The following is a 22,350-nucleotide window of genomic DNA, read 5'->3' on the forward strand; positions in this document are numbered from 1 at the left end:
CGCATGAAAAGTCCATTTGCAATAAAATATTGTCGTTGGCTTCCATCGCGGCACAACGCTAACGCGTTAGCTTGGGCGGTACTCCCAGTTGTTTCGTGGATTTCCGTAGGCGAAATGCTTGGAAACGATGCGGTCGTGATACGAAACGCGACGATACATACCTTGACCGATCCCAAGCCATTGGAGAATGCCACCTTGCTCATCGAGGACGGCAAGGTGAAGAGCGTAGGGAAAGATACAGCGATTCCAATCGATGCCCAAATCCTCGACGGCACCAACAAACACGTCACGCCAGGATTTCTTTCCGTCTTCTATCCGCTAACACTCCAAGCGGAGAATTCGTCGGAAGAGACTCGAACCGTCGTTGTCGGGGGAAGAACGTTTACGCTAGGAGGGCGTTCTCCCACGGCCCGCGGTCCGCTACAGAAGGTATCGGAACTGATTCGAAAGGACGCGATCGACTGGAGGCCGCTCTTGCGTTCCGGAATCACCACGGCGCATGTCATTGCACCCGGCTATTCCTACACGGCCATCGTGATACCATCTAACTATTCTGAAGAGAATCCATCGGAATTGAAAGTCTTGAAGGAGGATGGATTCCTGGGAGTGACGGTGACCAACAACGAACGTAGTCTGGACCTACTTCGAAGCAATCTAAAGCCCCCGTCTTCGAATCGAGGTTCTCGCGGTCCCTCCGCTTCTCCTGCGAACAATTCAGGTAATGCAGGAGCCAGCGGCCCCTCGACTCCTCCGGAATCGTCGGATGAGCAAAAGCTATGGGCAGAAGTTCGCGAGGGGACCAAACCCATTGTGATCAATTGCAATAATGCCGCAACGATTCTTCATGTCGAGTCGATTCTCAAAGAGTTTCCAAAAGCAAAGGTGCAGTGGATTGTTAATGGAGCGGATGCGTATGCGGCGCGTCAAAGCATTCGAAAGGACCAATCGGTTTTACTCTTGCCACCTCGCATCGATCTGATTCCGAACTCTCGGGTGCGTGTGAACGTTCCTGCACTGGCTGCTAAAGAGAAGATCCCTTTTGCGATTGCCCTGGGGCAACGTTCGATCGATTTGACCGAATCCCAGGCATCCCCGACGTTTGCACTTGGGGTCCTGATCAAGACCGGACTTTCGGAATTCGAGGCGCTAGCGTCGGTTACTTCGACACCTGCGAAGTTGCTGGGACTTGAGAAGACCCACGGCATGATAGCACCAGGATCACAAGCCGATTTGATTTTGTTCGACGGTCCACCTTTTGATGTGGCTACCGAAATCGAAACGTTGCTCTTGGAAGGTAAAGTCGTTTATGAAAACTAATCGATCGTGGATGCGACTTTGGTTGCTAGGGCTAATGGGCTGTTCGATCGTGGGCGCCGACACGTATGCGTGGCAGCCGCCCGGCGGACGTGGCCCGAATCGAGGTCCTCAGCGCGAAGATAGCAGGCAACGCACGGCACCGTCCGAAGATGAGAAAAAGCAATCTGCTGCACCCAAACCGGAGCCCGAGTGGCTTGCGATCGTTGGAGGAGATGTGCATACCGTTTCACGGGAAGTCATCCGGCGTGGGACTGTTCTTATCGAGAACGGGAAGATCAAGGCGATCGGGACTAATGTCGATATTCCAGAAAAGGCCACGCGGATCGATGCAACTGGAAAATGGGTTACTCCCGGCTTCATAGCCTTGAATATGTCCGGTGTTGGTGTTTCGGGTGGAGCGGACGGAAAGCTCGCCGATGAATTCAATCCGTTTGATCGCAATATCCAATTTTCACTTTCGGTCGGTATCACCTCGGGGGCCGTTCAAGTTCGAGGCGGCGGGCAAGGGCGAGGTCGTCGCGGTGTCGAGGCGGACGCAGCCACGGTCCGTCCAAACGATGAGTTCTACGAAGTGACAGAACGCTTCCCTGGTTTCGATCCGGACTCGAGCGAATTGGAGCGAACCTCGCAATCGATGGAACGGAGAGCCTATGGGGAATTGGTGCAGCTTTGCCCCTGCTGCAGTCTCCCGATCCTACCGACGGAGCCCATCGCTCCGACCCCTCCTTCTCCGATCGTCCCACAAAAGAGCTCGGTCATTAAGATGTCGTTCGGGCAGTTAGAGGGCATGCTCGTAAAGGAGGTCGCATTTTTGGACTTAACGCCAGGCGCGTTGAGCGGCGCGACCAATCAATCTGCCTGGCGCGATCAGATCCAGAAAGCCAAGCAATACCTAAAGGACCAAGCGGCTCACGAGCAAGCGACGCGGGAAGGGAAGCGAGAAAACCCTCCTCGCAAACCGGTGAGCGATGAAATTCTTAGTTTAGTGAAAAAGGAGATCGCCCTTCGGATTCCTGCGAGCCGTGTCACCGAAATGCGTGAGCTTTGTCAACTATCGAAAGATCTGGACTACCGGCTGGTGATCAAGGGAGGGATCGAAGGTTGGGTTATTCCTAAAGATTTAGCGGAGGCAAATGTCGGTTTGACCATCACCCCACGTGTGCGACGGGAACCCAGATTCGGTGAGGAGGATAGTTCGGGAAGCTGGATTGAATTGCCACGCGTCCTTGAATCAGCAGGGATACCATTTGCGGTGGAACCGCTCGAAGGTGCTGTGAGCATGGTCGGTTTAGCGGGACGAGATCTGATGAGTCTACCCCTCGAAGCTGCGTTTGCAGTGCGAGGTGGTGCGAGCGAGGCCAAGGCGTTAGCGGCAATCACGCTAGTTCCTGCCGCGATGCTTGGGTTAGAAGATCGGCTTGGAGCGATCGAGGTTGGCCGTGATGCGGATTTGCTCATCCTCAATGGCAATCCCCTCGATTATCGCACCTACGTAGAAACGTCGATCGTGAATGGTCGACCTCGTTACCAACGCGACCAAGATTTCGTCTTACCCGTTTACGAACGAAAATAGCCTAGGGTTCTCCACTTCTTCGCCACTAGGGCCAGCATGTCTATCAAGCTACCTCATCACCGCCACGGATAAAAACATCTTTCCGTCGCCGTACCAAGCGAAGTCTTCCCAATCCACCTTTCCTTATCGCTCCAAGTCCCGCTGCCCACCCCCCCCCAAATCCCCCTCACTCACCTCCCCCCAATCCGAGGCACCCACCTATTAATTAGGATGCACCCACCTATCACCTTCTCACCTAATTAGGTGGAAACAATTAGGTGGGTGCCTCTTATTGAGCCGTTGCGACTTGGCGCCTTCGCGAGAAAACTCCCTCCCCCCCATTAGGTGGGTGCCTTCTATTTACCCTCACCTAATTAGGAGGCGCCCACCTCCCCTACTCCCCATTAGATGGGTGCATCCTATTTCTATTAGGTGGGTGCTTCCTATCAAAAAAGTGGGTGCCTCTTATTTCCCCATTAAGTGGGTGCCCCCAATCCCCCGTTTATTAGGTGGGTGCCCCGAATCCCCCTTTTGCGTCTTGGCGCCTTCGCGAGAAACCTCCCTCCCCCCCATTAGGTGGGTGCCTCTCATTTACCCCTCTCCAAAAAGTTCACCTATTTGGTTGCATCCCTTCCTTCAATCCCATAAGGTGATGGGATCTACACCCCGAACTTCTTGGAGAGATCCACCATGTCCAGCACGCTCCGCTGTGAGCAGTTCGTCAGCGACGAAATCTGCCTTGTTCATTGCTACCATCGCTGTGTCCGTCGCGCCTTCCTCACAGGCATCGATGAGCTCACCCAGAAAGACTACACCCACCGCAGAGAATGGATTCGCCAGCGCCTGGAGTCCCTGGCCTCTGTCTTCGGTATCGACGTTCTCCAATATGCCGTCCTATCCAATCACCTCCATGTCATCCTCCGCAATCGCCCCGATGTCGTGAAGACTTGGTCCGACGTAGAAGTCGCCACCCGCTGGCTAAGACTCTTTCCAGGCACCCGAATCCTCGATGTCTTGGCCGAGCCCAACGAGGAGGATGTCCGAAGCGCTGTAGCCAATCCCGAGAAGATCCAAGAGTATCGCAGCCGACTCTCCGATATCTCTTGGTTCATGCGTTCTCTTGCAGAAGTCATCGCTAGGCGAGCCAATGCAGAAGATGAATGCAGTGGCTGCTTCTGGGATGGCCGATTCAAAGCGAAGCGGCTTCTCGATGAAGCGGGTTTGCTGGCCTGCGCCATGTATGTGGATCTCAATGTCTTGCGCGCGAACCTGGCCGCAACAATCGAACTCTCGATGCACACGTCGGTGTTTGATCGAATCGAGGCTGCCAAGGGAGCGATGATCGAATCCTCGGCTCTGGATCGTATTCCCTTGTCCCGGGAGGAATCGATCGCGAGGAGGACCAAGATGACGCTCGAGGAGCAGAAGAAGGCTCGTAAGCAGACTGGCCCCCGTCCACTGGTCCCCCGAGACGCCTGGTTGGCCCCTTTGACGCTCGACCCCGGAGTGGACGCGTTTGATCCGCAGGCCAGCACCAATGGTCTGCGCGCCAGCAACCGAGGGTTCTTGAAGATGAACCTGGAGGACTATGTGAAGTTGTTGCAATGGACTGCTAAGCAGAAGGATCATCCGCCAGGGAGCGTGTGTCGGGTTCCTGAATCCTTAGAGCCCTTGTTTACCGGCTTGGGAGTGGAACCGAGCATGTGGTGCGACTTGGTGTGGAACTACACGAAGTACTTTGGGACAAGCCGTTGTAGTGGGAATCCCAAGGCGATGATCGCCGACGCGGAGCGGACCCACAAACGCTGGAGTCGCGGCCAGCGCCAAGCTGCCGCTTGCTTCGCCTAGCGGGGAGCGATTCGCGACAACTGGCGACCGGCAAGTAGCAAGTGGCTCCGCTAGCTCCGGTTCCCCACCTTGGAGCCTGAGCCAGAACGTCCGCTCTCCAGTCTCCCTCTCTCCCATCTCCCTCTCTTCGCCCTCCTGCATTCTCGGGTCCGGCTCGCCGCTGCGCCCATCCGAGCCCAATCCCTCTAAATTCCAGCCCCCCAGGCCACTTCCGCCCCCAACTCCACCCCAAACCCTGTCCCCCCTCCGTCCCCTCCAAAAGATGGGTGCCTGCTATCAAAAGGTGGGTGCCTGCTATTTGAGGAACGATTGAAAAGATGGGTGCCTGCTTTCGGGATTGCTCCAAAAGATTGCTATCAAAAGATGGGTGCCTACTATCGGGAATGATTTGAATAGGTGGGTGCCTGCTATTGGGAATTTCTGCGTCTTGGCGCCTTCGCGAGATACCTCTTCCCCCCAAAAAGGTGGGTGCCTGCTATTTGAGGAACGATTGAATAGATGGGTGTCCTTAATTGAGAGCGCTGAATAGATGGGTGCCTGCTAGTGAGGGAGTGTGCATGGCAGTTGCGACGACCGCGATGCCTCCGATCAACGGCGCGGTAGCCGATTCCGTTTTACGGCGCGTTGGATTCGGGGTGCACAATCGGCCGCGTTTGTCATGCAGCGAGAAAGTCGACTTTTTGCTATGCTGAAGTTGCGGTGGGCGATTAGATCGTTTACCCTTGACCATCCTTGGCTCTCCTGGGGGCAGTTATGTGTGGTAACTAACTTGTCCCTTGAGGGCCATTTTCGTTTCAAGAGCAATTCTCGCTCATCACTGAATTGCTCTCACATCTTTGCCTAAAGTGCAGTAAAACAGCGTGCTGCTAAACCATCAAGTTCCGCTTAACGCAGGGGTACGGATTCGATTTTCCAATCGTCTCCTTCTTTCACGAATTGAAGGTCGATGCGTGTACGACGCGCCTTCGACTTGGCCCATGCACTATTTACTTTCAGAAGTGCGGTGAACGATGAGCGAATCCGTATCGGATTCGAATCTTTGAAGTCAGGATCGAGTAGCCCATGAGTGTCTCTCAGTAGAGCGACGGCGGTACCCCGGGCTGCATGCTCTTGTACTTCAACCACCGCGGATTGAACAAAACGATGGTATCTCAGATGAAAGACAATTCCCATGTTGATGTGAGGATCAGTAGTCCTGTACCTCTCATAACAAGTGACCAATATCGGTTGCAACTCTCCAATCATTGCCTCCCATCGTACATCCAAAGGCTGGATTTCACGCTCCCATCGTTGGATGCTGGCTCGTATAGATCGCAGGTGAGAGTCGTGCTGCTCTCGCATCTCCTCGGGATCTGTCAAATGACTTGAATCGATTCGATGGGGAAGAATCCCATCAAGAACCGACGATGGAAACTCGTACTTGAGAAAGATTCGCCCAGCTTCTTTTGCAAGCTTCTCGTCTCGAAGCAAATCGTGGGTGCTTACCATAATTTCGTAAGTAAACTTGCTTCTTTGAAACCCTGAATAGCAAGCAAACTCGTCGGCCCACGAGGTATTGTCAATTGTTGTGTTCTAGGATTTGGAATCAGGCGGCAACCTGCAGGATTCCATTTACGAATTTCTTTCCTTCGAGCAGCGATACGATGTGCTGATGACCATCGAGTCGCCGCCATTTCTTTGCAGCTGCTTCGGCAAGCTTGAACATCATCACCAAGCTCGCTTGACGCGTTCCGCTTCCCTTCGTCTTGCGATGCCTTAACCGTATCGTTGAGAAGGTGGACTCAATCGGATTGGTCGTGCGAAGGTGCTTCCAGTGCTCAGCAGGGAAATCATAAAACGCCAGGAGCTCCTCCTTGTCTTTGGAAAGACATTCCCATGCCTTCGGGTATTTCGCTTTGTACATTTCTCCGAAGCGATCAAACGCCTTGTAAGCATTCTCTCGTGTCTCTGCCATCCAGATTTCGTGGAGGGCTTCCTTGGCGCGTGGCTGCGCACTTTTGGGTAGCTTGTTCAAGACGTTTCCGCTCTTGTGAAACCAGCAACGCTGCTCCCGTATCTTGGAAAACACTTTGCGTACGGCAGCCCAAAAGCCCAACGCTCCATCACCGATGGCAAGCTGCGGTTCCACTTTGAGGCCGCGGCTTTTAAGGTCACTAAGGAGCTCTATCCAGCTTGATTCGCTTTCCCGATATCCATCTCTCACGGCGATCAGCTCCTTCTCTCCTTCCGCAGTTGCCCCCATCAAGACCAAGAGGCATTGCCTTTGATTTTCTTGGTCTTCCAATCGAACATTGACATGAATGCCATCTGCCCAGATGTAGGCATAACGCTTTTCCGAGAGATCGCGGCTGCTCCAAGTTTCATACTCTTTCGTCCAAGCTTCCTTCAAGCGAACGATTGTCGAGGCGCTCACCGAATCCACGGGAGCGCCCGTCAACGATTGCAAGGCTTCCGAGAAATCGCCGGTGGAAATGCCTTTGAGGGAAAGCCAGGGAATGAGCTCGTCGATCGCCTTCGAACGACGCAGGTAGGGCGGAAGGATGCTGGAGGAAAATCGAACGCGATCATCTGCCTTGGGTGATTTATCGCGAACACGAGGCTGTTGGATCTCGAGTGTTCCTGCACCCGTCACCAACTCGCGGGAAGGTAAGTATCCGTTTCGGACGACTTGTCGCCTTCCCTCGTCGTCGACCTTGTTCGAATGCCGTTCGAGGAACGCTTCGACCTCGTTTTCCAAAGCAGCTTGCAGCATCCGTCTCGCCCCGTCTTGGATGATTTGGTCGAGGACGCTTCTGGCGTTCTCAACGGGTCCAAACTTCAAAACTTCGTTCCCACCCACTGGTTCAGAAGCATCGAATACCTTATTTTTCATCTCGGCGTACTCCTTGTGCCCTCGTTGGGCCGCTAGTGAAACTTGACATTTACACCAGCAGGATACGCCACCTTTTTCTCAATTCACAGAACTCAACATTTGGTTATATCTCCGGCCCACTTCTCTCTATTCACTGATAGCATCCAGGACGCCATCGTCGCTTCTGGAGTTTCGAACTTGCTCTTCGTATTGCGGGCGAAAAAGAGATTGGGATGGAAGGAAGATTGGCCAAAACCCAATCTCTCCGCAAAAGACCAAACGCCAAAGAGTGCAAACCCCAAAAATAGACGTTTAAGGATCCCGTTAGCGAAGAGGCGGGAAGAGGCGGGAAGAGGCGGGAAGACACCCCACCCCGAAAACGCACTGGAGAATACAAGATCACTCAAGCTCCACGATGAAGAATCGCTTTTCAACTTCGCCGTCGACGCTACCAAACCCAAAGCACAGTGCAAAGGGCATAAGCAGATCAATTTGGTAATCTTGAAGGTGACGAGACTTTTGAATTTCCCCCGAACCCTTGAGGAAAAAGTAACTCAACTAGAAGCCGAGCCAAGCGACCTCTTGAAATAGTCGATCCAGCCGATTCCTCGATCCCGGCTATGTCTACACGAAATTTGGACGAGTCAGCTGTACTATACAACGCAGCAAGTTTATCGAGTCCTAATTTCAAATCTTGAATCGAAATCTGTTCGTCGAGCCGTAGCTCACCATCGCTAACTCGCTTTATAAATCCCACTTCCATCGCTTGTCTGAGCTCGATCGACAACCGATTTTTATCGTTTGTGTCGTGAAGACCTTCATCCTTGGGCGCATTCAAGTGAAGACATCGAACACAAGCAACTGCAAATTCTCGACGAGTAACCGACTCGAAGGGACGAAACTCTCGCCCCTGATTTGTCGTCAGCATCCCACGAAACGCTACAGCAGTAGCCGCCAGCTTTTCTTCTTCACCAAGATCTGAAAGATCGACGGGATGTTGGGTATGAGCAGGGAATAAACCATTTGCAATCGGTGAGATATTGATCTGAATGTGAAGAACGCTGTATCGAGATCCATCTAGCGAATCGGAAAGAAATGATTTGCTGGCGGGAGTCTTGATGAATTCATATCGATAGCCATGCGAGGTGTCATCGTGATACTGCAACACAATGCCTTCTTGGTTTGACTGCGTATTTTCCGCCAATCCTCCAATCAAAGCGTTCGCAACAGCGTAACCAGATCCGATGTCGGTAATCCGAAACCCTCCATCAAAGGTCACGTCCTCTTCTGCGATAGGTTTACGCGACGAGTGAAGCGTGAACGTTAAATCCAAGGGATCGAAACAATCTCCCTCGCTGATTAGCGACACGTTCAGGTTGCTTAGAGAACATCCCGTAGGCCCAGACTGCACGGTTGCGCGGTCAGCTAGGACCACGATCGCACGGCCCCCTGTCACCATCACCTTCCCGTCGCTGCGTACACGTATGGCCGAGTCTCTATCGATTCCAATGCCAAACGGAATTTTCCGTTCCAGTATCACTCGGCTAAGCCTTGCAAGGCGTCCGCGGTACTGGAGAAAGTGTTGATCGATGACGCCGTTCTGAAGAAACCCTAGCCCCCGAGTCACAAGGATTCCACGCGAGATTGTGTCCTTGGTTAATCCGAAATCGAGCGCATCGAGTCCTTCGTCAACGAACATGCTTGGCAATCCTGAAGCCGAAAGCATTTTTGTGCTCTGAGCAGAAGCTCCAGCGCTCGTTCCTGCAATGACTCCTCCTCGAGCATAGAGCCGACGCATCGCGACGAGGAGAGGCGTGTCGGTTCCATCGGAATTGGTCAAAGCTCGAACCAAACGAACTTGATCCCCTCCGGTCATGTAAACCGCAGTGGCACGATCAACCTTCTCCACATTGACAGGATCCCTCGTTGCCTGATCGGCATTCGAGTGAAGAACATTTAAAATCTCGACTTGGTTGCTTTGAATACCAAATTCTGAAAGCTCTTTTTGAAAGTGGTGCGCGGCGTCGAGCGACAGACTAGCCGCAGGCAGTAGAACAAACTTGGCATTGGATGTGCCGCCGGCCGCTTCAATGAGATCCAGGAAGACCGAACGGTTACTTACCCCCAATCCGCCTCCAACCATGATCAATTGCCCATTCGATGGCCTTACATCGGCCTGCGAGAAGACTGGCTCGGAGAGCAGTAGCCCAGATGCGAGGGAAAGAATCAGGGCAAGGCAGAGTCGAACCATAGCGGAGTTCGGAACACGGGAGGGAAAGGAATACCTTTGCAAATCGGGATCCGTTGAGCCTAGATAAAAGAGTGGTTCTTGCAACTGATTGGTATCGCTCGCCGAGATAATTCTTCAATCGCTTTCGATGTAGGGTTCTAAGATCGAAACGGCCGCTGGCACTTGCTCGCTGTTTGCATCCAGGGTTCTCCGCCTCAGCGCGCTCACCACAAACAGAGGGACTGCAGACTCGACACAGGTAGGAGCCCCCCTAGGGGCCATGCGACTTCGTTCGGATTAACGATGTGGAGGGGAGTTTCTATGGACTTTGAAGCGAAGAGTCGCCTCTATGACTTGGCCCCCTGAACTTTCTTACTTCGAGGTGGGAGCGTGGGAATGGTTTGGGGAAAGGGGACGTCCTAGGCTGCGCAAGAGAACGTAGAAGGTCGGAGTGAGAAAAAGTCCGACCAACGTAACTCCGCTCATTCCAGCAAAGACGGCTGTACCCAAAGCTTGCCGAATCTCTGCGCCAGCTCCTATCGCTTTCACCATCGGAAGGACGCCGAGAATGAATGCGAGCGAGGTCATGACAATCGGTCGTAATCGCAATCGGCAGGCCTCCGTGGCCGCAGCGTATTTGTCTTTACCTTCTTCCTCCAATTGCTTCGCAAACTCAACGATCAGAACAGCGTTTTTCGCCGCCAATCCGATCAAGACGATGAAGCCAATTTGCGCGATGAGATTGTTATCCATCGACCGCATGTAAAGGCCACCCAAAGCGAAGGGCAAGCAAATCGGGGCAATCATAATGATAGCCAGGGGCAACAACCAGCTTTCGTACTCAGCCGAGTGAACGAGAAAGACGAAGAGAACGCAAAGCGGGAAAATATAAATAGCCGTATTCCCAGCAAGCTGTTCTTGGTAGGCGATATCGGTCCACTCGATTTGCATTCCTTGCGGCAGGACTTCTTTCGCAATTCGCTCCACAGCTTGAATAGCTTCGCCAGAACTTCGTCCAAACGATGCGTCTCCTTGTACTTCCGCTGCGGGATACATGTTGTACCGTACCACGCGATCCGTACCGCTGCGCCATTCGACATCGAGCAGGGATCCGAGTGGAACCATACTCCCTTCGCGACTTCGCACTCGAAAGCGAGTGATATCATCCGAAAACTGTCGGAACTCTCCTTCGGACTGCGCTCTCACTTGGAACGTCCTGCCAAACATATTGAAGTCATTGACATACGCCGACCCGAGGTTGATTTGCAAGGCTTCAAAGATATTCGCGATGGGCACGTTCAGCATGCTCGCCTTGGTGCGATCCACATTGGCATACAACTGGGGCGTCGTCGCGCGAAAGGTGGTAAACACGTTGCTAAGCGTTGGATCGGTCTTGCAAGCCGCAATGAGGTCGTCGGTCGCTTTCTGAAGCTCCTTGTATCCGTAGCCTAGTCGATCCTGCACCAGGAATTTGAAGCCACCAGCGGTTCCCAAGCCACGAACGGGCGGAGGGTTGATTACAAATACCGTAGCATCGGTGATCTTAGATAATTCCGCCTGCAGCTCTTTTTGAATGACATCTGCGTGCGGGCCATGTTCTTTTCGTTCTTCAAACGGTTTGGGAATAACGAAGATCGATCCGTAGTTCGAACTATTGCTTCGTGTCGTTCCGGAGTACCCTGCGTACGATACGGCGTGGGCGACACCTCGATGCTGCCGGATAATGTCCACCACTCGCTCGACGACTTTCGTTGTCCTCTCCACAGACGCTCCATCGGGCAACTGAACCATCGTGATCAGATAACCCATGTCTTGTTTGGGGATAAAACCGGTCGGCATGGTTTGAAACCCGAATACGGTCAACCCGATCATTGCTGCGTAGCAAGACATTGGTACGACCGGGTGCCTAATCACCCAGGACACAGCTTGGCTGTAGATTCTGGAAACGAATTCAAACGCTTGATTGAAGAGTGAGAAAAACCAGCCGAATAGAAAGTCCCAGACTTTGCTGAACCAGTCTTTCGGAGCATCATGCGGTCGCAAAAGGATTGCGCAAAGAGCCGGAGCCAATGTGAGTGAATTGAGAGCCGATATCATGGTGGACACGGCGATGGTCAGAGCGAACTGCCGAAAAAACTGACCCGTCAATCCGGACAGAAAAGCGGTAGGGATGAAGACGGCTGAGAGGCCAACGGCGATCGCGATAACGGCAGGTGTAACCTCCTCCATCGCCTTGTAACTCGCTTGATAGGGAGCTAATCCATCGGCGATATGCCTTTCCACATTCTCAACGACCACGATAGCATCGTCCACGACAATACCAATGGCGAGCACCAGTCCGAAAAGGGATAGGATGTTAAGGGAAAAGCCAAAGGCGGACATTGCCGCGAAGGTTCCAATCAACGAAACAGGAATCGCCAAGAGTGGAATAAGGCTAGCACGCCAGTTCTGCAAAAACACAAGAACTACGATGACTACCAGCGCAACCGCTTCGTAAAGGGTGTGAACCACCGATTCGATGGACTCGCGAACGAACACCGTGGGGTTGTAAACAATTTTGTACTCGATACCTGCCGGGAATGACTTGGACAAGTCTGCAATTAAGCTTTCCACCCGCTCAGCCGTAGCAAGAGAATTTGAACCTGGGCGTTGTGCGATGATGATGGCTACAGCAGGACTGTTATCGAGGTTGCCATCCGACGAATAGTCGCGTGCACCGAGCTCGATGCGAGCGACATCTTTGACGCGGACGACTCGGCCATCTTCCCCCGAACGGACGATGATGTTTTCAAATTGCTCTGGGTCAACCAATCGACCAAGCGTATTGACCGACAACTGGAAAGCGCCCCCGGTTGGAACTGGGCGTTGACCGATGACACCCGAAGCGACTTGGATATTTTGCTCTTGCAAACTGGCAAGTACATCCCCTGCAGTCATCGACAAGTGCGCTAGCTTGTCTGGATCCAACCAAATTCGCATGCTGTATTCGCGCAAACCGATGATGTTCACATCACCCACTCCATCGACTCTGGCTAAGGAGTCGCGAAGTTGGATCAATCCATAGTTACCCACGTAGAGCTGGCTGTATTTGCTCTCCGGAGACGTCAAATGAATGACCAAAAGAAGGTCCGGCGATGATTTGATGGTTGTCACGCCCAATCGTCGGACTTCTTCTGGAAGACGGGGCAGCGCGACCGCCACACGATTCTGCACTAAGACTTGCGCAACATTGAGATCGGTCCCAAGCTTGAAAGTCACGGTGAGTGCCATGGCTCCATCGGTCGTACACTGAGAAGACATGTAAAGCATGTCTTCTACTCCGTTGACTTCTTGCTCGATCGGAGTCGCTACGGAGTCCGCGATGACCTCGGGGGAAGCACCAGGATAGGTGGCACGGACGACAATCGTCGGAGGTACCACATCCGGATATTGAGCGACCGGAAGATTGAAATAGGCAATGCCACCAACGATCAAGATCACTAAAGAGATGACCGTTGCAAAGATTGGTCGAGCGATAAAGAACTGAGCGATGCGCATCGAGACTAATTCTCCACCTTGGTAGTGCCTACGGCAGGACCATCGGTTGCCTTGCTCGGCTCCACAGCGGACTTCTCGCCCTCATCCGAAGCCCCCGCATCCGTACGCTCGGGGTCGGTTGCATTGGCTGCGGGTAATCGCTTTGGAACGATCGACTCGCCCGGTCCGTAAGGCTCATAAACATCGGGGAGGGATTCTTCCTTGAACGGAACATCGGCAACCTTTGTCACCTGAACGCCTTCTCCTACTTTCGATCGTTGAATACCGCTGACGATGACCTTTTCGTCACCTTTCAAACCACTTCGAACAATACGCAGCCCGTGTGAAATCGGACCGAGCGAAACGAATTTCTTCTCAACCTTGCTTTCTTCATTGACGACGAGAACGAACTTCTCGACTTGGTCCGTCCCTACAGCACTATCCGGAATGAGGATGGTATCTCTGGGGGGACCACCAGGAAGACGCAAACGCACGAACATTCCTGGAGTCAAAACCGAATCGGGGTTGGGTAGAATCGCCCGGCCTCGAATGGTGCCAGTCTGTTTATCGAAGCGATTATCGACAAAGTCCATGTGGCCCTTGTAGGGAAAAGACTTTCGGTCGTCGGCGAGAGCGATGTAGACGGGATTGAGGACTTCTCGGCTGCTGGGTCGTACACCGTCCATGGCTAGTTTGGTGTATTTCAAGTAGGTATTTTCATCTGCATCGAAATAGCAATGTATTGGATTGTTGGAGACGATTGTGGTGATCAAGGTGGATTCGTTTGACCCACCGCTAATCATATTGCCTTCGGTCACGAAACGACGGCTAATCAGTCCATCGATCGGAGCAACTATTTGGGTGTATTGCAGGTTCAACTTTGCGATGTCTACAGCGTCGTCGGCAATCTCCACTCCTGCTTGCGCGGCCGTGAGATTAGCCTCTGCGGATTGGATGCTGCTGACAGCGACAACCAAGTTTGCTTCCGACTCGATGGCCGCGGCTTCCGCGACGTCGAGCTCGTCTTGAGAAACCGCATTTTGCGTGCGAAGCGATCGCATCCGCTCCACCTGCTTCTGCGTCAACTCACGGCGAGCTCGAGCCCGCTCTGCTTCTGCTTTGGACTGCTCGATGGCGGTAACAGCTTGTTGGAGTTTCGCCTGAGACTCCAAAGCATTGCTTTGCGTCCGTTTGAGTTCGGCCAAAAAGGGACGAGGGTCAATCTCTGCAATGAGTTCCCCCCGTTTCACGAGTTGTCCTTCGTTGAACTTTGTGATCTTTAAGTAGCCGCTGACTCGCGACCGGACCTCCACGGACTCTACCGCTTCCAATCGACCCGGGAATTCGTCCCATTCAACAATCTTCTTGAGGAGTGGTTGGCAAACCTCCACGGAGGGCCAGGACGCCGGTGACTTGAGCTGAGAAAGGTTGCTCGGTTGATTCTCTTTCGCGACTTCTTGCATTCGGCGCACGGCGTACCAAGTTCCACCGACAGCGACGGCGAGTAAAAATATCCAGATCCACTTGGAAGTGGGGTTGCCAGAGTTCAGGGTCGTCATGCGACACAGATCCGAATAGAGATACGTGGATTGCGAGGAGGACCTTACGCAGGGGTGCGAAGGATCCAACGTGGATGGCGGGTAAAAACGTTTCGTCGCAAGCAGTACGGGGCTAGTTGTGCGGGGGGGCAAACTCTTCGGGTTACTCGTACGTGAACGACCGTTCTATCCTAGCTCGCTGTCAACGGAACAGCGAATTGAGCTACCTCAATTTCGGTTCTTTCCAAGGAGAATCGACCGATTTAATCAAGCAGGCCTGCTCACAACATCCGGGCGAGATTGTTGACAGATTTAACCCAATGGTTGACTAATTTCCTTCAACGGGGAGTTGTAGAAAATTTGCAAGCAATCGAAGGCCGTCTGCTTGGCTCTTTTCCGGATGGAACTGGGTTGCGAGCAGATTTCCTCTTCGCACTGCCGCGCAGAACGTTTGGCCGTAGTCGCATGTCAGCCAGGTCACTGCAGGGTCGTCGGGTACGCAGTAGTAGCTGTGAACGAAGTAGACAAATGGATGCGAAGGGATTCCAGCGAGCATCGGATCGGGGGAGATCGTCGACGTCACTTGATTCCATCCCATATGCGGAATCTTTCGGTGTTCCGCGGCAGACAAACGTTCGTTGCTAAAGCGAATGACTTTACCAGGAATGACAGAAAGACCCGTATGACTGCCCCCTTCGTCGCTGGAATCGAATAGAAGTTGCATTCCAAGACATATTCCCAGGAAGGGGCGATTGTTGTGAATCCAATCGCGGATCCAAGGGATCAAATCCCGTTTGGTTAATTCGTGCATCGCATCGCCAAAGGCACCAACTCCAGGAAGAATCAGGTGAGTCGCCTTTTCCAATTCGGATGGGCTGGAAGACACAATGCTCTTCCCGCCCGCGTTTTCGATTGCCTTGGCAACGCTGCGCAGATTCCCCATCTGATAGTCGACAATCCCTACAGAAACGCTCATAAGTTCCTTTCACGAATAATGGCCACCTCCTACCGATCCTTAGTTGAATCGATCGATTCCAAGTTGAAAAGGTCGTTGCTCGGCGATTCAAGAGACTCCGTACCCCGTCTCAAGGTTCGTTTGCGGAATCCCCGGTTACTTCGCCGGCAGCACGCGTGCAGAGCGCAGCTAAAATCGATAGCTCCATCAAATGCGAAAGATGAGAAACATGGCCATCGGCGAATAAAAAATGGGCACCTGATGCATGGAAGCTGTAGGGCTCATTATCATTCCGTGCATTCATGGCAACGTTACACCCCAGAGCGGGCGTGCAGCCTTCCAAGGTGCCATCCGACTTCGCACCATCCAAACTGTAAGCACCTTCACCATCGGCCCAACCGATACCTTGATCATTACGAAGACTATCATCGCGTTGGCGGCGCCGAAACACGACCGGTCTACCTGCCGTTTCCGCGATCATGATAGTGTTCGATGAACCATCGGTGATCGCTGCAAATGCGTTTCGTGAATTCCGGTGCATGACAGAAAATCGATTGCTCGATGTGTACAAAGGGTTGCCAATCGACGTCGGCTGAACTCCTTGGACGGCTTCGTAGTCTGTTCGCCCTAGCGGTAGACTCAACGAAAGCGAAGGCCTTGGCGGTTTTGCAATCGCAAACTGCATGGGTGGCAATTCAGGCGTGCTCGGACAAATCCATATTGGAATGGGGATGCTGGCAACTGCGAGATTAGTTCCTTCCCACCAGTTTTGATCGATCCGGTAAAGTTCCTTAACCGACGATTGCTCGAGGTAGGGAAGGATAGTTGTCCTCCAGCTAATGAACTTTCCGTACGGGTTTCCAGGTCCTGATTGCGTCCAACCGGATGCGGGAAAGACCTGTTCGGCCGATTCGAATGCGAGGATCGAAATACCAACTTGTTTCAAATTGTTTTGGCACCGAAGCCGTCGAGACGACTCGCGAGCCGACTGAACCGCTGGAAGCAGAATCCCAAGCAAGACGCCGATCACAGTAATGACGACCAAGAGTTCTATGAGCGTGACCGCTCGCCTTGGGTTTTCTGGGACTTGCTTCACACTCGACATCCCCACGCTTTTCGGTCCACTTCAAATAGACGCTCGTCCTAAGCAAGTTCCACGACTGCATCGGCGATGGAGCACCCAAGCAGACGGAATTTCCTGTCGTTGATGGAGCTCAAATTAACTGGGTCGATGCAAGAAAGCAACTATTTCGAGATCGGTCGCAGGTCGATCCCACGCAGTCGTTTGAGGGCAATTCGATTGCGAGAATGGAGGTACGCCACCGCCATCAACGCACTCCTTCCCGAGCCATTTCAAAGGATCGATCTAAGGTCTTTCCGAGGAAGTAAAAAGCTGGAGCATAAAGTCCACGATCCAATCGCATGCGAACTCGAACATTGACTCGCGGGGTATCGTTGGTCAGAACGGCTGGGGTAACATCGATCGTCGCACCGCTGATTCCAGCGATCGCGAGAAGTTCCCTGGTTTTATCGCGTACTTTCTCTGCTGATGCGCCGGGCACAATTCCAGCTCGAGCCCCTTCGTATAGTGCGTTTTCCACAGTATGTCGGTACATGGAAACGCGCGAGAACTCGAGCGCGGCGAAGAAGAAGAAGAAGGCGAAGCTACAAGTCACCGCGAACTCAACGGTGGTCGCGCCTATCCGCTTCGCTTTATTACGACACCGAGAAGGTCGAACCATTTCCGCTTACTCCGTGATGATACTGGTAAGAGTCAGCGCAATTTCGCGAAAGACCGCCTCTAGTTCGCCACCGCTGGAGGCATGGTAATAACGGCCCTTTCCGATGGTAGCAACTTCCTGCATGCTTCGACGGTCGGCGTCCCTACCAAAAGTGATTGTGTGAATGGACGAACCTTCGGCAAACGCGTCCTGCGCCGCGAGTTTCGCAGCCCGGCCGCGATTCTGCAATCCATCGGTCATGAGGATGACTGTCTTCTCTACGAACAACGGTGATCGACCGTTGGAGATGATACGCCTCCCGGAGTCAAGACCACCGGAGATGTTCGTCAGTCCAGAAAATGGCATTCGATCGACACGCGACGTGATGAGATCCAAATTTGTTGTGAGCGGAATATCCTCGGTCGCATCGGTGGAATACGACGCTAGACCAATTCTCTCTTCCACGGGGCTATCCTTCATGATGTCGACAAAGAGGCGAACAGCACTTCGAAGATCGCGATATTTGTTATCGTCCATCATCGACCCTGAACGATCTAAGACCAAAACGATGTCCCGTTGAATATAAGTCGAGGTGCACGTCTCCACAGGCTCGAATGCAGACACGCCGAGCACACGACCGAAGAACAAACCCACACTACCGGATAGTGAACCGGAAGTTCTTTCTCCCCGGACCCTAACGCTATTGATAGGCGTTCCGTCTTTCTGAAAAACGAAGGCGCCAGACGACTTTAGATCGGATCTGCCGAACTCAAAATCATCGCTCGATAGCTGAAGCCTTCGATTAGCGACTAAATTCTCGTTGGCAATTTCGATTCCTCTTGCAGTCGCCGAAGCGATGTCTTGTGTTCTCGCTAAGTTTTCGGACGCTGCCTTGGAAGCCGCATCGGTCGCAGTTCGAAGCTCAGTTTTCACCAAGTTCATATAAGCGACATCGATAGAAAAAGCGATGATGGCAACAAAGGCGAACATCATGACGCAAAGGAGAACCAGCATCGCCCCTCTTCGTCTCATTCTCGACGCAGTCCCGGTGCCTTGACATGCCAATCGGGATACGGAGCGGCCTGTGTGTATCGTCGTTCTTACAGGAGATCGCATTCTGTTACTCCTTGGACATTACTGTTCGCACCTTGGTGGTGCGATCGGATAGGACATGCCCAAAAAAGGGACTGTTGACTGCATACGAAGCGCTTACTTCGATAGCAACGTTGGATCCTCGCGGAACTCCGTAGACTTCAGCTGGAGAGAGCTGGACGGTGGCACCACGAATCCCTCTGGCAGCTAGAACGCGTTCTGCGCTTGCGACCGCATCTGCGGAATTAGCTCCGGTTTTAGCGGCCTCGCGAATACCCTCGTAAGCGCTCGTCGCGAGCGACTGTTTCACAAAGATGGCCGAGGTCGCTTCCATGCTTCCCAGAAGCAGGATCATAAGTACAGGGAGGCAAACCGCGAACTCTACCAACGCCCCCCCGTATCGGGCCTTCGCCGCCGGTAGCCGAATTTGCAGATGATTGCTGATGGGTATTAGCATGGGGAATATGAATCCGATTCCAAGAACATCGTCTCTTCAATACCTAGGTCATGGAGCGACGGGATTTGGCTTCTTCGACAAGTAGTTTTGCATTCGGATTCGGTTAGGCGTTCGCATGGTAGCGATCCAAGCGATCAAACTGATTGCAATACCTACACTCAATGTATTCCACATATCCGTATAGGCCCACGCGCCTTGGTCGACGGTGATCGCCCAACTCATCCAATCAGGAACCATTTCCCCTCGCGAACTACTGGTTGCAATAAACATCGAAACCGAGTTGTGAACAAAGTGAAATACGATCGTGCAGGCGACTCCACCGGTTCGATACGCGATCCAACCGAGCAAAAGTCCCATCAAACTTGCAGAGATCGTTTGTTGAAGCACCCCATGGGATAGTCCAAATAGAAACGCGGATAGCAGTACGGCCCGCAGATGCCCCGAATCTCTCTGCAATCCTGAAAAGATGAAGCCGCGGAAAACCAGTTCTTCGCACACCGCTGGCAAGAGTGCCATTACCAAAAGGACAGAAACAAAGGGTGCGGCCGAAAGAATGTAGTCAAACTGACGTAGGAGTTCGACGGTTTCTTCTCCAATTTTGTACTCGTGTCCGATGATGGATGCGATGACACTGTAGGTAGGATGCAATACAAGTGCCAATGCGGCACTCGCAACGATTTCACGGAACGATACGGCGTTGAGTCGAAGCGACTGCCTGAGCGATCGAGTTAGAATCGTCGCCATGATCAGGGCGGGCGCCAGCATCATTCCGATTTGGATGGTCAGGGTCGATTGAACGATTCCTCCCCAGTGAAGTTCGCTCGTTGGAATGCTAAGTCGACCGAAGAACAAGCACACCAGAATCAACAAGCCGCACAGGATGGATTCATTTGCGGTAGGAGTACTCTCTCTCTTACGCCACGCATCCCGGATCCAGCTCTTGATGGATGTCCTCGCACCGTCTCGAAACATGACGCTTTCGTTTTCAAACTGTCGCACCGCCCATCGCGTCGCCAGGAGTGTACAGAACACCGTCACAATCCCAACCGTCGGGAGATGCAAAAAGGCTTGCAGGTACTCGCCGTCCATAAGAGCCCGAGACAAAAGGACGGCTCCGGTGATTGGAATCACACTTGTTCCGGGTGCCAGGGTCACGCCTGGGATCATGGGAAGCATTACCAATGGCATGCCTACCAAAAGCAATGGCATCAAATAATACTGCCCTTCTTTAGTGCTCCTCGCAAGGCTCGCGACGGCCAAGGCCAAAGCACTGAACATCGCAGAGATAGGTAAGACAAGGAGAATGAGCCAAGCCAGGGAGTGCAGAGGGAGAGGCCCCAAAGCGCTAATCATCTGATTCCCCGGGGCTCCTTGAAACCGAGTCATGACGACAGATGCGGTCGTGTACATGCTCAATAGATTCAAAATGGCAGTACCGAGACTAAAGCAAAGAATGGTAAGGAGTTTGCCCCAAACAATTTCGCGGCGCCTCGCAGGACTGCAGAGCAACGTTTCGAGTGTCCCTCGCTCTTTCTCTCCTGCGCACAAATCGATTGCCGGATAAAAGGCGCCAGTCAATGCCCAAACAAGCATGACGAAGGGAAGTATCTTCGTCCATATCATGGAGCGTTTGGATTCAGCTGGTGCAACATCTACCCAGTGCAGTTTTGGTAGTTCCAGTGAAGAGGGAGACATCCCTGCGTTTTCAAGCTGCGTTCGGAGCGAGTCTTGATGGACTTGCTCAAACTTCCTCTGAAATAGATTCGACGCTACGACCGAGCGGTCCCACCGTTGGTTGCTTATGACTTGTAAAGCATCAGTCCACTTGGCGCCATCGGCAACGCCGCCCCAATGAATTAGCAAGTCGATTTCATGCAATTTGAGGACTTGCTCGATCGCTTTCGAAGTTTGCGAGAGGACTTTTAGATCCGAATCCTTCCGTAGGAGACTCACGTCATGTAATAGATTGTTTAGCTTAGGATCGGCGTCGATTCTCTTCCAAAAAACTTGAGCATCCGATTGCGTGAGTCGATCGAGCTCAGAGGGTGCATCATCGCTTTGGATAAATCCGATGACGACAGCATCCTGTTTATGGAATTGCGCGACTTCGAACAACACCATCCCCATGAGGGGATAGAGGAGCAAGGGCAGGAAGAAGATCGTGAACATGGTTCGGCGATCTCGCAATTGATCGCGAACCTCGCGTTCGAAGATCAGCTTGACATGGGACCAGTTCATGAGACGCCTCCTGCGAAGAGTGACTCCATTGGAGCATCACCACGAAGGAGCAACTGATAAAACAGTTCTTCAAAATCGCGTTGACTGTGCCGCTCGGCGAGCTCATCCAAGGTGCCGGTATCGACGATCCTACCTTTGTACATAATGGCCACACGGTCGCACAATCGTTCGACTTCACGCATGATGTGCGTGGAATAGATGATGCATTTTCCTTGGTCGCGGAGTTCTTTCACAATCAATTGCAATGTCCTCGCGACCAAGACATCCAATCCTAGCGATGCCTCATCGAAGATCAGCACGGGCGGGTCATGCACGAGTGCTCGAGCGATCGAAACCTTTTGTTTCATGCCTGTCGACATTTTCGCTCCGGGGCAATCGCGGAAGTCCCGCATTTGGAGTTGGTCGAACATGAATTCCATTCGCTCTTCGAGTGCGTCTTCTTCGATGCCATAGAGCCTACCGAAGTACTCGACCATCTCCCAAGCGGACATACGGTCGTAGATGGCCGTGTTGTTCGAAACAAATCCGATGGAATGCCGCACGTAATCGGCTTGGCTGGAAACGTCGAAATGAAAAACCTTGGCGTGCCCTGAAGTCGGCTTCAGGATCGTAGCGAGGATTCGAAGAGCGGTCGTTTTGCCCGCGCCGTTGGGACCGAGGAGTCCGAAGACTTCTCCGGCTTTGGCGGTGAACGAGATGCCATCTAACGCACGATATTCACCGGCTGAAGTATCAGGGTAGATTTTGGTCAGGTTTTGAACTTGAACTAATTCCATGCGTTCTACCGGTGTTTGCACTCAGTTGACGGACCAGAACAAGACTGGCGTTGAAAGAGACTTACCTTACCGCTAACGCAAAGATTCATGATCCCGAAGGAGATTAGGGCGATTCCCTCTCTCCAAGCAATAGCTTCGGATTAATCCTCCCAATCGATAGTCTTTGGCTAGGCACAATGAGATAGAGCCGAATGTTTTGCAAAATCGCTCAAGTCGATTTGCTAACGAGAATGCTGGATCTAGGCTTCGACCGTCGAAC

General features: G+C 52.7%; 16 protein-coding genes. 3 read left to right on the forward strand and 13 right to left on the reverse strand.

Annotation, left to right across the window (positions count from 1 at the left end; translation table 11 throughout):
- The first annotated feature begins 3 nt into the window (after positions 1-3).
- The 3 genes from VN12_RS01135 to VN12_RS01145 all read left to right on the forward strand — a co-directional run bounded on the left by VN12_RS01135 (position 4) and on the right by VN12_RS01145 (position 4,717).
- Entirely contained in the window at positions 4-1,317 is a 1,314-nt protein-coding gene (locus tag VN12_RS01135) for an amidohydrolase family protein (protein WP_146675106.1), read from the forward strand.
- A complete protein-coding gene (locus tag VN12_RS01140) occupies positions 1,307-2,890 on the forward strand; it encodes an amidohydrolase family protein (protein WP_168164134.1) in 1,584 nt (527 codons plus the stop codon). Before VN12_RS01135 ends, VN12_RS01140 begins: the two co-directional genes overlap by 11 nt.
- Before the next feature lie 669 nt (positions 2,891-3,559).
- Positions 3,560-4,717: a hypothetical protein gene (locus VN12_RS01145; protein ID WP_146675081.1), complete on the forward strand. Its 1,158-nt coding sequence runs from the start codon at positions 3,560-3,562 to the stop codon at positions 4,715-4,717.
- A 508-nt stretch (positions 4,718-5,225) separates the two neighbouring features.
- On the opposite strand, the gene VN12_RS01150 is transcribed toward VN12_RS01145, so the two are convergent.
- From VN12_RS01150 to VN12_RS01210, 13 genes are all read right to left on the reverse strand, one after another.
- A complete protein-coding gene (locus VN12_RS01150) occupies positions 5,226-5,447 on the reverse strand; it encodes a hypothetical protein (RefSeq protein ID WP_146675108.1) in 222 nt (73 codons plus the stop codon).
- Between the two features lie 155 nt (positions 5,448-5,602).
- Positions 5,603-6,205: a hypothetical protein gene (locus tag VN12_RS01155; protein ID WP_146675109.1), complete on the reverse strand. Its 603-nt coding sequence runs from the start codon at positions 6,203-6,205 to the stop codon at positions 5,603-5,605.
- Between the two features lie 97 nt (positions 6,206-6,302).
- Positions 6,303-7,589 carry an IS256 family transposase gene (locus VN12_RS01160; protein ID WP_240491283.1) on the reverse strand — a complete coding sequence of 429 codons (1,287 nt, stop codon included), beginning with the start codon at positions 7,587-7,589 and terminating at the stop codon, positions 6,303-6,305.
- Positions 7,590-8,055: 466 nt separating this feature from the next.
- Positions 8,056-9,819 carry a cyanophycinase gene (locus tag VN12_RS01165; RefSeq protein WP_146675110.1) on the reverse strand — a complete coding sequence of 588 codons (1,764 nt, stop codon included), beginning with the start codon at positions 9,817-9,819 and terminating at the stop codon, positions 8,056-8,058.
- 351 nt (positions 9,820-10,170) lie between these two features.
- Entirely contained in the window at positions 10,171-13,335 is a 3,165-nt protein-coding gene (locus tag VN12_RS01170) for an efflux RND transporter permease subunit (RefSeq protein ID WP_146675111.1), read from the reverse strand.
- Between the two features lie 5 nt (positions 13,336-13,340).
- Complete coding sequence (locus VN12_RS01175) at positions 13,341-14,873, reverse strand: efflux RND transporter periplasmic adaptor subunit (protein ID WP_146675112.1); 1,533 nt, start codon at positions 14,871-14,873, stop codon at positions 13,341-13,343.
- Positions 14,874-15,180: 307 nt separating this feature from the next.
- Complete coding sequence (gene hisH / locus VN12_RS01180) at positions 15,181-15,828, reverse strand: imidazole glycerol phosphate synthase subunit HisH (protein WP_146675113.1); 648 nt, start codon at positions 15,826-15,828, stop codon at positions 15,181-15,183.
- A gap of 109 nt (positions 15,829-15,937) precedes the next feature.
- Positions 15,938-16,912: a DUF1559 domain-containing protein gene (locus VN12_RS01185; protein WP_146675114.1), complete on the reverse strand. Its 975-nt coding sequence runs from the start codon at positions 16,910-16,912 to the stop codon at positions 15,938-15,940.
- A 223-nt stretch (positions 16,913-17,135) separates the two neighbouring features.
- Positions 17,136-17,549 (reverse strand): TadE family protein, encoded by a 414-nt coding sequence (locus VN12_RS01190; RefSeq protein WP_146675115.1) that lies wholly within the window; start codon positions 17,547-17,549, stop codon positions 17,136-17,138.
- Between the two features lie 6 nt (positions 17,550-17,555).
- Positions 17,556-18,560 (reverse strand): vWA domain-containing protein, encoded by a 1,005-nt coding sequence (locus VN12_RS01195; protein WP_240491284.1) that lies wholly within the window; start codon positions 18,558-18,560, stop codon positions 17,556-17,558.
- Positions 18,561-18,648: 88 nt separating this feature from the next.
- The gene (locus VN12_RS01200) at positions 18,649-19,077 is read right to left on the reverse strand and encodes a TadE family protein (protein WP_146675116.1); all 429 of its coding nucleotides are present in this window, start codon (positions 19,075-19,077) and stop codon (positions 18,649-18,651) included.
- A gap of 48 nt (positions 19,078-19,125) precedes the next feature.
- Entirely contained in the window at positions 19,126-21,315 is a 2,190-nt protein-coding gene (locus VN12_RS01205; RefSeq protein ID WP_146675117.1) for an ABC transporter permease subunit/CPBP intramembrane protease, read from the reverse strand.
- Positions 21,312-22,091, reverse strand: coding sequence for an ATP-binding cassette domain-containing protein (locus tag VN12_RS01210; protein WP_146675118.1), 780 nt, complete (start codon positions 22,089-22,091; stop codon positions 21,312-21,314). Before VN12_RS01210 ends, VN12_RS01205 begins: the two co-directional genes overlap by 4 nt.
- Between the last annotated feature and the right edge of the window lie 259 nt (positions 22,092-22,350).

It is taken from the genome of Pirellula sp. SH-Sr6A (assembly GCF_001610875.1).
Taxonomy (GTDB): Bacteria; Planctomycetota; Planctomycetia; order Pirellulales; family Pirellulaceae; genus JBKCUI01.

Coding starts and splice junctions, on each gene's coding strand:
- VN12_RS01135 (WP_146675106.1), top strand. CDS start 4: ATGAAAAGTCCATTTGCAATAAAATATTGTCGTTGGCTTCCATCGCGG.
- VN12_RS01140 (WP_168164134.1), top strand. CDS start 1,307: ATGAAAACTAATCGATCGTGGATGCGACTTTGGTTGCTAGGGCTAATG.
- VN12_RS01145 (WP_146675081.1), top strand. CDS start 3,560: ATGTCCAGCACGCTCCGCTGTGAGCAGTTCGTCAGCGACGAAATCTGC.
- VN12_RS01150 (WP_146675108.1), bottom strand. CDS start 5,447: ATGGTCAAGGGTAAACGATCTAATCGCCCACCGCAACTTCAGCATAGC.
- VN12_RS01155 (WP_146675109.1), bottom strand. CDS start 6,205: ATGGTAAGCACCCACGATTTGCTTCGAGACGAGAAGCTTGCAAAAGAA.
- VN12_RS01160 (WP_240491283.1), bottom strand. CDS start 7,589: ATGAAAAATAAGGTATTCGATGCTTCTGAACCAGTGGGTGGGAACGAA.
- VN12_RS01165 (WP_146675110.1), bottom strand. CDS start 9,819: ATGGTTCGACTCTGCCTTGCCCTGATTCTTTCCCTCGCATCTGGGCTA.
- VN12_RS01170 (WP_146675111.1), bottom strand. CDS start 13,335: ATGCGCATCGCTCAGTTCTTTATCGCTCGACCAATCTTTGCAACGGTC.
- VN12_RS01175 (WP_146675112.1), bottom strand. CDS start 14,873: ATGACGACCCTGAACTCTGGCAACCCCACTTCCAAGTGGATCTGGATA.
- hisH (WP_146675113.1), bottom strand. CDS start 15,828: ATGAGCGTTTCTGTAGGGATTGTCGACTATCAGATGGGGAATCTGCGC.
- VN12_RS01185 (WP_146675114.1), bottom strand. CDS start 16,912: ATGTCGAGTGTGAAGCAAGTCCCAGAAAACCCAAGGCGAGCGGTCACG.
- VN12_RS01190 (WP_146675115.1), bottom strand. CDS start 17,549: ATGGTTCGACCTTCTCGGTGTCGTAATAAAGCGAAGCGGATAGGCGCG.
- VN12_RS01195 (WP_240491284.1), bottom strand. CDS start 18,560: ATGAGACGAAGAGGGGCGATGCTGGTTCTCCTTTGCGTCATGATGTTC.
- VN12_RS01200 (WP_146675116.1), bottom strand. CDS start 19,077: ATGCTAATACCCATCAGCAATCATCTGCAAATTCGGCTACCGGCGGCG.
- VN12_RS01205 (WP_146675117.1), bottom strand. CDS start 21,315: ATGAACTGGTCCCATGTCAAGCTGATCTTCGAACGCGAGGTTCGCGAT.
- VN12_RS01210 (WP_146675118.1), bottom strand. CDS start 22,091: ATGGAATTAGTTCAAGTTCAAAACCTGACCAAAATCTACCCTGATACT.